Genomic DNA, 13,702 nt, shown 5'->3' with positions numbered 1-13,702 from the left:
CGCAGTGCCGGTTTGCGGGCTCGGGCTGCCGTTAAAGCCGGAATCTGACTGGAAGTGGGCTCCTTGTGAGGAGACCGGCAGCACCTTCGTCATGAGCCCTTGCCCGGGCCGCTGTCGGAGATTGGGGGTAAGAGGACCGAGCTAAATCCGGCATTCTGGACTTCGCGCGCCGGCCGAGAGCCGGGCTGACGAGTGCAGAAGGGGCGTCGCGAGGAAGGACCAGCAGAAGGCGTGTTTCGGCGTCGTTGTGGTGGTTGGCGGCCGCGGTGATGATCCGTTGGACGCTAGTCAGGACGTCGGTGATGCTGGCGAGTTCGGTCGCGAGGAGCCGTTCGCCGACCTGGCGGTGGACGGTGGCTGTGCAGAGCAGGAGCGGACCGTTGGGCAGAGAGCAGGTTCCGATGGGGCCGGTGCGAATGCTGGAGGTGAGGATCCGGTCGGCTATGCCTTCCGGCCTGGCCGATGGACCGGCCTCCGTCTGGCGGCGAGCCGCGGTGGTGTGGTCGGTGGTGAGCTGGTGGAGGCCGTGGCCGTTGACGGTGTAGGCGCGGCAGTCGCCGGTCCAGGCGATCTCGTAGTGGACTCCGTATCGGGCGGTCGGGTCCGGTCGTGCGATGACGATGAGCAGCGAGGCGTCGCCGGCGTCGTCCGGCGGGTGGGCCTGGTAGTGGGCGTTGACCGCGGAGCGGGCGGCGGTCAGGGCATCGGCGGCCGAGGTTCCCAGAGCTGCGGTGACCGCGCTTTCACATGCCATGGTGGCTGCGGCGGAAGCTTCGGGCGGATCGCCGATGCCGTCGGCAAGCGCCCAAGCCGTGACCCCGGTGGTGGCGTCGTGGCGATCCGCTGCGGCGGTGGTGGCGATCGCCTGGCGGCCTCTGCTGAATGCGCCAGCGAAGACGCTGGTACGGGTGTCGCCGGCTTGGTCGGACCCGTTGCGTGCGGCGGAGAGCAGGCTAGTACCACCCCGTGGGCGAGGCTTCCGCTCGGACGCATGCTCTGGCGACCCGCCGTCGGCAGGGAGGTCGGCCTCGGACCGGGCGAGGATGATGTCCATGATTCCCCGAGCAACCTCGGCCTCGCCGAGGCCGAGGAGTCGGGCGGCGTCGGCGGCGAGCTGCCGGTGCAGCCCGGGATTGTCGACGAAGAAGTCGACAACGGCGCGGAAGGCCAGGACGCGGTCCTCGGCGTACGCGGTGGGGTTGGTGATGTGTCCGGAGTCCTTCAGCCGCTGTAGGACGTGGCTCATCGCGATCTGCGCCAGCGGCAGAGCTGCCGCGAGCAGCTCGCCGAGTGCGTCTAAGGGACCGACGGTTGCGAGCCTGCTGGCCGGGTCGTGACCGGCAGGCAGCCTGGTGCCGAGGACCTGACCGGGCCATCGTCTGGTGAGAAGGTAGGTCCGGTCGAGGGCTCGTTCGCCGGCGGGGTCGCTGTCGAAGGCGAGGATGAGTCTTGCGCCGGGCAGTGCCTGGTGAAGCAGGTCGAGGTGCCCGCTGGTGAGGTGGGTGCCGCAGGGCGCCACCGCGTACAGCGGCGATGTCCCAGCGGGCGCACCCCGCACGTTGGCCATCAGTCGGACGGCAAGGACGTCGGCTGCGCCTTCGACGATGACGACATCGGGAGTTCCCTCGCCGGGCAGCCGGCCGACCAGCTGCTGACCGAGGCCGTAGAGCAGCTTGCTCTTCTGGTAGATCGGAGTCTCGGGGGTGTTGATCCATTTTGCTCGGGCGTTGCCGGAGAGGTCGCGGGCGGTGAAGCCGACGACGCGGTTCTGGTGGTCGGTGACGGGGAACATGATCCGGTCCCGGAAGCGGTCGAGCAGGTTGCCGGTGGCGCGATGGACGAATGCCAGTCCAGCACCCTGGATTTCCGGATCGGTGAAGCCGCAACCCCTGATGTGGTCGACCAGGCCAGTCCACGGGCTCGGGGCGTAGCCGACCGCCCACGGCTCGTTCTCGGCAAGGACTTTGGCGATGCCGTGCTGGCGGGCGTACCGCAAAACGGCAGGTGAGGCGGCGATGCGTCGTCTGTAGTACCGGGCAGCCTCGGCATTGGCGGCATAGAGCCGTTCAACCGCCGGCGACGGGGCGTGGACCGGCCGGTCAGCCATCGCCGCGGTCCTGGTCTGGATGCGGCCCATCACGGTCCGCCCGCGTCGCGGCGCATGCATGCCCGGGGCAGCCGCCGCAAGGGAGCGCGTCCAACCGGTCGGTGAGGACATCGATCTGGCGCTGCAGGTCGGCAAAGACAGCCTCCACCCAGGACTCGGTCATGCCGTACCGCCGAAGATGTCCCCGTCGAAGGTGGCACGAGCGTTCCGGGTGATCGCGTCGACGCTGGCGGCGGTGTCGGCGGTGATGGTGTCGGCGTGCGGGCCGGCGTACCACGGCATCAGCTCGATCATGGCGGCCCGAGCGCCGGTCGCGAGCAGGATGGCCCGGCCTCGGGGGAGGGAGCGCAGGTCGCCGGGTTCCAGGATCCGGCGACGGTGCGGGCTGGTGGAGTAGCTGCGGTGGCCGTTGCCGTCCCTGCTGACCGAGGTGGTGGCGACGTCGTGGTCGCCGATGAGCCGGGAGATGTCGTCGGCGTGGCGCGCGTCGTCGAGGCCGGCGCCGATGAGCTTGATGGTGGCGGCCGACCAGAGGGCGGCCATGCCGCGTTCGCCCCAGACGCCCTGGCCCTGGGCAAGGTTCTGGATGATGGTGATCGGGATGATGGCCCGGCCGCCGAGATGGCTGTAGAGCTGCGGCAGGTCGGAGATCTTGCAGATGTTCGCGGCCTCGTCGAGGACGGCGAGCAGCGGCGGGTCGATCCGGCCGCCGGCAGCTTCGGCCCGGGCGACGCCGGCGCGGAAAACGGTGTCGGTGAGAGCGGCGACGAGCGGCGCGGCGGCGCCGGAGCCTTCCTTGCTGAGCAGGTAGAGGGTGTCCCGGCTGGCGGGCAGCGCCGCTGCCTGCAGGGCGGGTAGGCCAGGGCTGGGGGTTACCCACGCCATGATGTCGGGGTCGGCGAGGCAGCGGGCGGCGGTGCGCGCGGTCTCGTAGACGCCGTCGCGGGTTTCCGGGGCGCCGGCCTGCCGCCCGGCCAATGACCGGGCGGCCTGGGGATAGCCGGCGGCCCGGAGCAGGGTGACGGGCTCGCGGTTGGCGACGTCGGTGAGCCACGCCTGCACGTCGGCCAACGTTCCGCCGGTGCCCGCGGCGGCGAGGAAGAGGCAGGTGAGCAGATCACCGGCGGCCAGTGGCCAGAACGGGTCGGACGATCCGGTGCCGCGGATCTCCTGGATGAAGTGGTCGGCGAGGCGTCCGGCCTCTTCGGCGCCGCTGATGCCGGCGAGCGGGTCCCACCAGAGCCGCTGGGGTTGGCGGGTGATGTTCTGCGGGTCGAACAGCCAGACGGTGCCGACTCGGGCCCGCGCCCGGTTCGTGGTGGCCCAGACATCGGAGCGATTCGAGGTGGCCAGTACCGCGCCGGGTGCGTCCAGGACCGGCGGTACGGCGAGCGCGGTGGTCTTGCCAGCCCGGGGCGCCATGATGGCGAGCAGGACATCCTCCCAGCTCGACCGGAGCACCGGCCTCTGTCGGCGGTGCCTGGTGACGAGCCGCCCAAGGGCCACGCCGACCGCCGTGGGCGGGACTGCGTCGGCGGCGAGGCCGGCGAGCCCGGGCCGCAGCCGTTGGGCCCGGCGGACCGCCGCAGCTCCGGTGAGCTCGCCGAGGTCGCGGGCGTCGGCAAGCGACGGCAGCGGGTCGTCGGCCCGGGGCCGGCGAGCCTGCCACCACACCCAACCCCACCCCACGGGTACGACCACAGCGGCGAGCAGCAGCACGAAAACCACCCCGACCCGCACCGGCGGCACCCCGGGCCACAGCCGCTCCCACCGCCGATGGAACAGGTCACCGGTGAACTCCCACCCGAACCCGGGACCGACCCAGTCGTCTCCAGACAGGACGATGGCCACGCGCCCGGCGAGCCAGGCGAGCCACAGCAGGGCGCCGCCGCCGGCGAAGCCGGTGAGGATCAGCCAGGGAGCGAGCGGGTATCCGCCGGCGGCGCTGCCGGGCTGGACCGGCCGCTGGCCGTGGAGGCCGGTCATCGGGCACCCGCCCGGACCGCCATGTCGGTGTCGTAGAGGGCGTGCTCGTCGCCGACGAGGTGCAGCGCGACCGGCGTACCGGCGCGTTCTCCGGTCTTGATCAGGTAGCGGCCCCGTCCGGGGTGGGTGGCGGCGGGAACCAGGGCTTCCGGTGCGGCCCAGGAGCTGACCATGTCCCGTTCGGGTCCGGTGAGGCGGACGATCCGGCCGACCCGGTCGAGTTCGCGGGCCGGCAGGGCGGCGAGGACCTTGATGGCGCACCGTTCGGCCATGCCCCGGCCCTTGGCCCGGTCGGCGTCGCTGGCCAGGGCCTCCAGGTCGTCGAGGCTGTGGGTGAGCATGATCTGCGCGACGCCGAGGTTGCGGGACAGCCGGGTCAGCGCATCGGCCGGTTCGACCAGGCCGGGTGCGCCGCGTAGGGCTCGCCAGAGTTCGTCCATCACGGCGAGGAACCGGCGCCGGGGGGCGAGCCGGTGTTCGGCGAGCACGGCGGCGGCGTCGATGACGGCGTACCCGTAGGACCAGGTGGAGAGCATGGCGGCGGCTACCAGGCGGTCTCCGGCGGCGGCGACCCGGGAGATGTCGACGCTGACCGCTGGTGCCGCCAGGTCGATCGGGGTGGAGGTGGCGGCGTCGAATACTCCGGCGAGGGTGCCGTCGCAGAGCAGCCGCAGGGTGGCGACCAGGTCGTCGACCCGGCGCCGGTAGTCGGCCTGGCCGGTGGCGCGGGCGGCGGCCCGTATCCGATCGGGGCCCTGTTCGAGCAGGGCGAGTACGTCGGGGATGACCGGGTCGGTGGGTTGCCGTTCGGCGAGCAGGTCGACCGCCCGGCCGAGGATGACCTCTTCGGCATTGCTGACCCGGCCGCCGTCGCGGACCAGGGTGCACAACGCGACGAGCAGGGTGAGCCGGCGTCCGCGTACCTCCAGTCGGAGCTGGTCCGCGTCGGGGCCGCTCATCCGGGTCAGGGCGGCGCCGAGCGGGCCGGCGTCGAGCGGGTTGATCCGGTCCAGACCGCGGCCGACCCGGATGACCTGCCCGCCGAGTCTCCGTACCAGTGGGGTGTAGTCGGGTTTGGTGTCGCCGAGGATGAGGGCCTGGGCGCCGGTGCCGGTCATCCCGGTGACCAGGCGCTTGGCCAGTGCCGATTTGCCGGCGCCGGGTTGGCCGAGGACGAACATGCCGGTGTTGGTGATCAGGCCGGCGGTCAGCCACTCGAACGGGTCGAGCAGCACGGACTCGCCCCACAACTGGTGCCGCCCGATGGGCACGCCGAGCAGCGGGGAGCCGCTGCCGGCGGTGAACGGGTACAGGCCGGCGGCCTGCGCGGTGGTGGCCTGGTATTCGACGCCGGCGGCGACGTGCACGGCTCGGCCGGCGCCTCGGTGGCGCCAGCCCCACGCCGGCGGCACCGGCCCAGGGGGGTCTACAGGGGAAATACGCATGGGAGGGCACTCCTTCGGAAAAGAACCGGTCAGTGCGGCCAGTGGCCGGCGAGCACCGGCGGGCATATGCCAGCGGGGAGGGTGACGGCGAACCCAGTGGACTGCGAGGCCCAGAGGCGGCGGAGCCGGATCTTGCAGGTGTCCGCGCGGGCCTCGACGTCGGCGACGGCCCGACCCAGGTCGGCCGGGTCGAGCACGGTGCTGGTCACCCAAAGGCTCACCAGTCCGACGCCGGCGCCGAGCGCCTCCTCCCGGGCCGCCGCGACCGCCTGTTCCTGGTCGGCGACGTCCCGAGCGGTGGGGTCGAGCCGGCGGGCCCGCCGGTACGCGGCCCGGAACTGCGCCGCGTTGACCTGCCGCTCCACCTCCGCAGCCGCCTGCCCGGCGGTCAGCGGCCGGTAGAGCAGGCTGACCCGGCGCGGAAACTGGCCGGGCGCGAGCAGCCGGGCCAGGACGTCGTGGGTGACGGGTTGCCGGGGCGCCTCGTGCCACGCCCAGCTCACACTGACCGCGCCGTCGTGCTCGTACCGGTCGCGATGTTCGTCGGCGGCGACCGGGCCGGCGTTCTCCCAGCCGAGCAGGTCCCCGGCGGTGGCGATGTCGAGCAGGCGGCCGATCTCGGCGCGAGACGCCGGGTCGAAGGCGCCGCGGACCATTCCGGCGAGCTGGGTGGCGCTGGCGGTGCCGAGGACGGTCAGGCCGCAGCCGGCGAGCGAATCGCGCAGCCCCGGCAGCGCCTGGTCTACCTCGGCGAGCCGGTCCGGCATGGTCCTCGGTCGGGACGCGGACATCCCCGGGTCGAAGGTGATGGACACCGTGGTCTGGACGTCCGCGGCGGCGCGCGGCGCCGTCGCCACAAGCTGTTCCAGCACACGTACGGCGGCAGCTGGCCCATCCGGCGCCAGCCGACCGTGCACATAGTCGGACAACCGGCGGCCCGAGTCGGGGGCGGTGTCCACCGTGACGGCCACCCAACGCACGATCGGTACGTGGCCGAGACCGGCGAGCCAGCCACCCCAGTTGGCCACCCAGGCGTTCGCGGCGTCCGGGTCGGCCAGCCAGGTCGACTGGGCGGCGCAGCGCAGCGTCACGGTCATCGTTCCGATCCGGCGGTGCCACACCACCCCGTACCGTTCGCCGCGCTCGTCCTCGACGTCGAGCAACACGGTCGGGGCGAGCACCCCAGGAAGCTGCCAGGCGTGCTCGCCGACAGCCATCACCCCGCCGCGAAAGCTGGTCTGGCCGCGCCCGACGCCGGCCGTCCACCGCGACCAGCGCAGCAGCGCCTGCGCGAGGGAAACCCCATCCCACCGTACGAGGTTCCCGGCGGCCACCGCGAGGCAGAGCGGCCCGACGACGATGAGCGCCTTGAGGTTCACCGTGACGGTGATCAGTGCGGCGATGACGGCGGCGAGTACGCCCATGGTCTGGCCGAAGCCGAGCCCCATCAGCCCCATCCCACGGGCCCGCCGCCAGCCTCCGTAGCTGCGCGGCTCGGCCGTCGCGTTCGGCGTCACGGCGTTCACCCGCCCTCGGTGGCCCGCGTCGCGGCACCACCGGCGGACCGGGTGGAACTGGTGACGACCTTGCCGGCCACCACGGCGCCGGCGACAACCGCACCGGCGGGTCCTGCCGCCGCTGCTCCTGAGCTTGCGGCCGCGCCAGCGGCGGCTGACGTCGACGCCGTCGTGCTCGCCGTCGAGGCGGCAGTGGTGGATGTGCTGGAGGCCGTCGCCGGGGCCGGCACGGGACCGGTGAAGACCGGCGGCGTCGACCGGGCCGACCCGGGTCCCGACCCGGTCCCGGCAGCGGCCGGTCGGTGGGCGTCCAGGTCGCGGGCGTAGTCGATGGCGCCCAACCCGCCCACGCCGCGCCGGGACGCGATCGCGTGCATCCCGGCCGCGCCGGCAGCGGCGACCATCCCCGCCGAGTTGCCCGAGATCTGCACGGAACCCACGGTCCAGTTGAAGAATCGCATCATCGCCGGCAACGCCACCAGCGACAGCCCAAGCATCCCGACCCCGGTGAACCAGGTCGCGATGTCGGTGTTCTCCCGGTCGCCGATCAGCATGAACCCGACCGCGTAACAGGTGGCCGCGAACGGCTCGTAGAACACCAGCGCCAGCAGCCAGCCGAGCACCCGCCGGAGCCAGTTCGATGTGGCCGCCGTGAACGTGCCGCTCGCGGCGAGCTGTAACAGCCCGGCGAGGATCAGGATGGCCCCGCTGCGGAACAGCAGCAGGATCGCCTGCGTCACCGTGGCGGCCAGCACCACCATCCCGACGGTGACGATCAGGATGCTGGCGAGGTTCGGACCGGCGGGTGCGAGCATTATCTGCATCCGCCCGGCCAGGGCGTCGGTCTTGCACTCGGCGTCCTGCCCGAGGCCCGGGTCGCAGCCCAGGCCGTGGGTGAGCACCCACTCCGTGTACGCCTCACCGCCCTGCAGCAGCAGGTGGACGCCGGTCACGCTCACCGCGCCCCAGATCACGGTGGTGAACAGCCCTTTGACCACGGCGATCAGTGGCTCGCCCCGGCGGCTCAGGATCAGCATCAGGGACTGCCAGAGCGTGCCGCCGACTGCGATCACCAGGGCGAACGGCAGCATCCACTCCTGCAGCGTCCGCACGGCGGGCGCGGCTTCGACGTCGACCGGCGGCAGTTGCAGCCACCAGGTGATAGTCGACGTGATGAGGGCCGATTGCGCGTCGGCGATCATGTCGGCGAGCCGGCCGACCACGGAGTCGGCGACCTCCTCGGCGGCTCGTTCCCGAACTGGACAACCCAGGTCCCAGATCTCGCACACGACTACCTCCCCGGTATCGGCGGGTAGTCGCCCACCCGGTCGGCGGGTACCGGAGCGCGCACCGTCGACCAGTCGCCCTGTGGCGGCGCGACCAGCTTCCAGTCGCCGCCCGACCAGGCGACCTGCACGACCGTCGCCGCCCGTTCGATCCCGCCGTCCCGGCCGGGTGCCTCGATCAGCAGCCGCAACGACGCGGCATCATCGGAGTACGAGTCGACGCGTAACCCGGTGATCGAGCCGTAGATCCGGCCCAGCGGTTCACCGGGCGGCAGCAGGAGTTGCTCCCGCTGCGCCTCGTAGTCCCCGTGCACCGCTTCGGCGTACGAGGCGGCGTCCGGTCCGACGACCTGCTCGCGCAGCGTCGGTCCGAACACGGCCGGACCCACCTGCGGGCTGGTCCGTACGACCAGGTGCACCACGGCCAACATCGCGCCGGCCTGCCCGATGGCGAACCCCCGTGCCCGTCCACCGGAGAGGTCCCGCGGGCCGACCGTCGCCGAGACCGGCAACGGCAGACCCGCGACGGCGGTCCAGCGCAGGTCCGCCGGCCAGCCAACCGGTTCCCGAGCCGGCCCGGTGGCGGTCGCGGACATGGCCGACGGTGGCGGGATCTCCACGACCACCGCCGTGCCCGCCCGGTCCGCCGGCCCGCCGGAACTGCGCCCCGCCGACCTCGCCACCAACAGAGCTGCGACCAGCAGGGCGCACACCACGACCACGATCAGCACGATCACGCCGCGGCGGCGAGGCGCGCGCCGACGACCCCGGTAGCCCTTCATGACAGCACCACCCCGGCGATCCCCGCCGCCAGCGTCGTCAACGCCAGACCGGCGAGCACCCACGGCACCCCCGCCGCCCCGTCGACCGCCGTCTGCGACCGGTTCCGCCGGCCGATGATCATCATGCCGGCGCAGATCATGAAGCCGAGCACCCCGGCCACCATCAACGTCCACTTGCCCCAGCTCAGGAAGGTGGTCGACACCTCGTCCATGCCGGGCGGCACGACCGGCGGCGGATTCAGATCCACCACACCGGAAGAAGGTTCGGGCGTGGGCGCGACGAGCACCTGCGCCGCGACGAACAGCTTGACCAGCATCTCGCGCTCCAATCAGGAAGACGCGGCCACCCGGGGAGGGTGGCCGCTGCACGCGACGCTCGCGGGCCGGCGGCACCGCTACCGGTGCCGAACCCGTTGCCGCCCCCGCTACGGGCGCTACGGCAACGCCGCCGCCAACCAGCCGGCCCGACCGTGACCCGTATGACCTCAGCCCAACGCGGACCAGTGGCCATGCTCATCGCAGCCGTGGTCGTCGTGCTCCTCGCCGCAGGTGGCGTCCTGCTCGCCGCAACCGGCGAGCCCTCGTCGCCGATGCAGGCCGTCTCGTCGCGGCCTCGGGTCGTCGAGACACCGAGACCGGTTGCCGACCAGAAGATCGACTATCGCGATCCCGACGCGGTCTGCCGGGCCTTCGCCGAGACGGTGCACACCGTCGACACGACAACCGACGCCGGACCCACGGATGCCTACCGGCGGGCGATCGCCTATCTCGACGAGACGCTCACCGGGGCCGTCGCCGACGTCTCCACCCACCGGCCGAGTCCCCGGTGGCAGCGGTGGACCCAACACCAGGTCCGCACGCAGGTGCGTCTCCATCCGTACGCCGGAGACGCGCTTGGCCCCGACGGCGACCAGGAGACCCACCGTGCCGTGCTCGTCTCCGCCTCGCCGGTCGGCCGCGACGGCTGGCGCGACACCGAGACGCACCACACCGTCTACTGCACCCTGCGTCTCGTCGCGGACGGCTGGCGTCTCAGCGGCTACAGCATCGAGTGACCGTCATGGCTGACCGTCTCGAACCTCGGGCCAGAAGCGCTGTCGTACCCGCGATCTTCATCGTTTTGGCCGCGCTGGTCGCCCTGCCGCTCGCACTGGTCGTCATCATCAGCTCGGGCCTGGCGGCCAATCTCGCCGCTGTTCCCGGCTCGTCGAGCCAGCTCAACATCGACGCGATCCCGGAGCACGCCCGGCACCTCGCGCCGTGGGTGGTCCGCGCCGGCGGCATCTGTCCCGAGGTCATCTCACCGATGATCGCCGCGCAGCTCGACGTGGAGAGCAGTTGGCGGCTCGACGCCGTGGCACACAATCCAGCGGATCACGGCGGCGACGCCGTCGGTATCGCCCAGTTCCAGCTCGGCACCTGGCGAACCTGGGGCGACGACTACGACCGCGACCGCCGCGACGGGCCGGACGATCCGGAAGACGCGATCTACGCCATGGGCCGGCTGATCTGCGCCAACGTCGACTGGGCAGGACGGGCGGTCCGCGCTGGCAGGTTGCGCGGCGACGCCCTCGATCTGGCATGGGCTGCCTACTTCTGCGGCCGCGGCTGCATCGAGAACGCCGGCGGCGTACCCGCAGCAGGCCTGGCCCACGACTACCCGCAGCGGGTCCGGAGCCGGATCTCGACGTACACGCTCTCCGCTGGCGGAACGGGTTCATGGCGGCTACCGTTGCCCGCCGGCAGCTACCGGCTCGTCAGCGGGTTCCGTCCGCCCAACCGGCCGACCCATGACGGCGTCGACCTCGCTGCTCCGACCAGCACTCCCATCTACGCCGTCGCCGCCGGAACGGTCCTCGACGCCGGCTGCAGCAGCCCATACTGCAACCGCCCCGGCAACCCTGAACTATCCGGCTGTGGGCTACGCATCAACATCAACCACGGCAACGGCATCGCCACGCGCTACTGCCACGCGGTCCGTCTCAACGTCCGACCCGGCGCCCAGGTCCAAGCCGGCCAGCTCATCGCCTGGGTCGGCTCAACCGGCAGATCCAGCGGCCCACACCTCCATTTCGAGCTCCACCGCAACGCCCCACCTCTGAACTCAGCCACCGCGACCGATCCGGTCCCCTTCTTCTATGCCCAGGGAGTCAGCCTTCGCGAGGAGCATCAGCCCGGGTGACCGGAGCCTGACTGGAGATGTGAGTCAGTCTGTCCCCGCCGCCGCCTGAACTGAAGTTTGCGGCGTCGCCGTAGGTGGAGTTTGCCGCGATGGCGCCGGAGTGCCGGTCAGGAACGCCTCGGCCACGTTCGAAGATGTCGCGACCAGAGCGCGGCGAGCTACGACGGATGGAGCGCATGGCGGCCCGCGCGGCAGCCGCTTTCTCCTCGACGGTCTGGGGCCGACCACGTCTGCGTTGAACTATCAGCAACGTGATGCCTGCGACGAGCCCGACGTCAACGAGTAGGAGACACCACCGCGTAACGTTACGGTAGATGACCTTGGCGCCCGGACCGGCTACCCGAGTAACCCGCCGATCGGCCTACAGCGCGTGATCATGCGATGAAACGCGGTTGACCTCAACCAGATCCTCTTCCGCTCATGGCAACGAGATCAACGGCGCGGCGCGGTGTTGCTGGTGTGGTACAAAGGAAACGGCCATGGAATTCGCCCTTTGACCTCCTGTCATGCATCCTGAGGAGCCACCCGTGTCCGATACGATCGGCCCCGACGATTCCGCAGGCTCGGCGAGTGGATCACGTCTCCGGTTGTTCTTCACGAGCCTCCCCGGATTGATCACGGCGATAGCCGCGCTGCTCACCGCCGTGGTCGGGGCTGTTGTCGTTCTAGGTGGCAGCGGCGGCGAGGGGCAGTCCGACGCCGCGGTTGCCAGCACAGCACCGTCGAGTCCGCGAAATGGGCTGATTGGATCAACCCCGCCGCCCGGACCTGGCACCAATACTGGGTCCCAAGACGCCGGAACCGCCGAGCTAGAGGGGACCCTTGCGGCGCAAGACAGGGACTGGGTAAACCTCTCCAAGGGATACCTCGTGGATTCGTTCGACGGTCGCGCTGACTTCCGCGTCGTCAAGGACCTGAATGACGGAGTGATCACACTCCTGGGCGACACTCTCCTTATCGGTCAGCTCGCCCAGTTTGCAGTGATCGATGACGAGATCACCAAACAGAACTGTTACGCCGGACTGCGCTCTCGCAGACAGGGTACCTACGACGTGGCACCCGGGCTGGAAGGCGAATGGATCTGCGTCCAAACAACCGACGAAAGCATCGCCGCCATTAGGATTGACCGCGTGGACGTACTTGAGGGAGCCCTTGACCTAAGTTACGTCGTGTGGAAATAGGCTCCTTTTCGGAGGTTAAGATACCGCGAGGTGAGAGTTTTATCCTGGGTGGCGGCGGGTCCGGGAAGTGAATGCTCCCAAAGAGCCGGATGGGGGATGCGGCCGGCCACGCTGGAGTCAGTTGTCGTACCCTGTTGTCCTCTCGGGCCCGCCGCCACGGCCGCTGTGGAGTCGTTTGACCTTGCACCGGTGGCTCTGGCGTGGCGGAGGTTCGACGGTGGTCGTGGTTCGGCTGGGTTGGCCGCGGCGTCACTTGATGCCAGAGCAACGTGACAGCAGCGCTCGAGTACGCGGTGGTCGTGCCGCGTCAGTATCCTGGCCGGTTGTGGAGCATTACGAGCCTGGGTACCCAGTCGATAACCGGACCGACGGCATGCGCCGTCGAGCCTTCCAGAGCCACTTGGGGGACTTCGAGTTGGCGGCTGCTCGGGTGGTCGCGCGCCTAACCGGGGAGCGTGTCGTACTACAGGACGACAACAGCGCCCCCGCGATGGTCGATATTCGTATCGACTATCCAGATCGATCTCCCGGCTACGTCGAAGTCGTCACCGATATCGACAGGTCCTACGCTGCGATGGCCAGCGCGATACGAGGACAGGTCCAAGTGCCAACCCCGGAACTTGGGCGGGTCTGGTATGTCACCGTGTCACCGGCGGCCAACATCAAGCAGTTGAAGCGGGAGTTGCCAGACCGGCTGGCCAATGTCCAGCTGTCCGGCGCGCTATTCGAGACGGTCGCCTGGGAACAGCATCTCAACCTGCATGATGTAGAGGCGGTACGCGCACTGGCCGCGTCGGGTGTCGTAAGACTAGCCTCGCGTCCCGTTGTGACAGACGAAGAGGGCAAGGCCATTATGTATGGGAAGGGCGCTGGCGGGCCCGCTGGTCAGAACTGGGACGCCTTCAACGATTGGCTCGCGACCTTTCTGCACGATCCGCGGCAGGTCGACGTGCGCGCCAAACTCGCGGCCACGGACGCGGTGGACCGGCACGCGTTCATCGGGATGTCCTTTAGCACGCCTTGGGCTGCGTACCATACCCTCAGCGATGACTACCAAGGACTACCCAGCCGACCGCCTAAGGTGCCGGCCGAGGTCACACACGTTTGGGTATGGTCCTACCCAATCGGCCGGTGCATCGCCTGGTTTCCCGAGACCGGCTGGTTCGATCCCAGCACTCGCTGGGCCACCGCATAGACCTGAGCTTGCCCGCGTGTG

The 13,702-nt window shown here is 70.6% G+C and carries 11 protein-coding genes; 4 read left to right on the top strand and 7 right to left on the bottom strand.

The window, feature by feature from the left end; translation table 11 throughout:
- Nucleotides 1-31 precede the first annotated feature (31 nt).
- The 7 genes from O7627_RS27545 to O7627_RS27515 all read right to left on the bottom strand — a co-directional run bounded on the left by O7627_RS27545 (nt 32) and on the right by O7627_RS27515 (nt 9,440).
- Complete coding sequence (locus O7627_RS27545) at nt 32-2,107, bottom strand: toprim domain-containing protein (RefSeq protein ID WP_278096369.1); 2,076 nt, start codon at nt 2,105-2,107, stop codon at nt 32-34.
- Nucleotides 2,108-2,266: 159 nt separating this feature from the next.
- Nucleotides 2,267-4,093 carry a type IV secretory system conjugative DNA transfer family protein gene (locus O7627_RS27540; protein ID WP_278096368.1) on the bottom strand — a complete coding sequence of 609 codons (1,827 nt, stop codon included), beginning with the start codon at nt 4,091-4,093 and terminating at the stop codon, nt 2,267-2,269.
- Complete coding sequence (locus O7627_RS27535; protein ID WP_278096367.1) at nt 4,090-5,538, bottom strand: hypothetical protein; 1,449 nt, start codon at nt 5,536-5,538, stop codon at nt 4,090-4,092. The genes O7627_RS27540 and O7627_RS27535 overlap by 4 nt, the downstream gene beginning before the upstream one ends.
- 29 nt (nt 5,539-5,567) lie before the next feature.
- Entirely contained in the window at nt 5,568-7,064 is a 1,497-nt protein-coding gene (locus tag O7627_RS27530) for an SCO6880 family protein (RefSeq protein ID WP_278096366.1), read from the bottom strand.
- Nucleotides 7,061-8,344 carry a hypothetical protein gene (locus tag O7627_RS27525; protein WP_278096365.1) on the bottom strand — a complete coding sequence of 428 codons (1,284 nt, stop codon included), beginning with the start codon at nt 8,342-8,344 and terminating at the stop codon, nt 7,061-7,063. Before O7627_RS27525 ends, O7627_RS27530 begins: the two co-directional genes overlap by 4 nt.
- A 2-nt stretch (nt 8,345-8,346) precedes the next feature.
- On the bottom strand, nt 8,347-9,123 hold the full coding sequence (locus tag O7627_RS27520; protein ID WP_278096364.1) for a hypothetical protein: 777 nt from the start codon (nt 9,121-9,123) through the stop codon (nt 8,347-8,349).
- The gene (locus O7627_RS27515; protein ID WP_278096363.1) at nt 9,120-9,440 is read right to left on the bottom strand and encodes a hypothetical protein; all 321 of its coding nucleotides are present in this window, start codon (nt 9,438-9,440) and stop codon (nt 9,120-9,122) included. The genes O7627_RS27520 and O7627_RS27515 overlap by 4 nt, the downstream gene beginning before the upstream one ends.
- A gap of 192 nt (nt 9,441-9,632) precedes the next feature.
- On the opposite strand from O7627_RS27515, the gene O7627_RS27510 reads away from it, so the two are divergent.
- The 4 genes from O7627_RS27510 (at nt 9,633) to O7627_RS27495 (ending at nt 13,681) form a co-directional block, all read left to right on the top strand.
- Nucleotides 9,633-10,178 (top strand): hypothetical protein, encoded by a 546-nt coding sequence (locus tag O7627_RS27510; protein ID WP_278096362.1) that lies wholly within the window; start codon nt 9,633-9,635, stop codon nt 10,176-10,178.
- A 5-nt stretch (nt 10,179-10,183) separates the two neighbouring features.
- Complete coding sequence (locus O7627_RS27505) at nt 10,184-11,305, top strand: M23 family metallopeptidase (protein WP_278096361.1); 1,122 nt, start codon at nt 10,184-10,186, stop codon at nt 11,303-11,305.
- Between the two features lie 527 nt (nt 11,306-11,832).
- Nucleotides 11,833-12,486 carry a hypothetical protein gene (locus O7627_RS27500; RefSeq protein ID WP_278096360.1) on the top strand — a complete coding sequence of 218 codons (654 nt, stop codon included), beginning with the start codon at nt 11,833-11,835 and terminating at the stop codon, nt 12,484-12,486.
- 325 nt (nt 12,487-12,811) lie between these two features.
- The gene (locus O7627_RS27495; RefSeq protein WP_278096359.1) at nt 12,812-13,681 is read left to right on the top strand and encodes a hypothetical protein; all 870 of its coding nucleotides are present in this window, start codon (nt 12,812-12,814) and stop codon (nt 13,679-13,681) included.
- Nucleotides 13,682-13,702: the final 21 nt, after the last annotated feature.

Source organism: Solwaraspora sp. WMMD1047, assembly GCF_029626155.1.
In the GTDB taxonomy this organism is placed as follows: Bacteria; Actinomycetota; Actinomycetes; order Mycobacteriales; family Micromonosporaceae; genus WMMD1047.
This window is presented reverse-complemented; position numbering and strand designations above follow the sequence as displayed.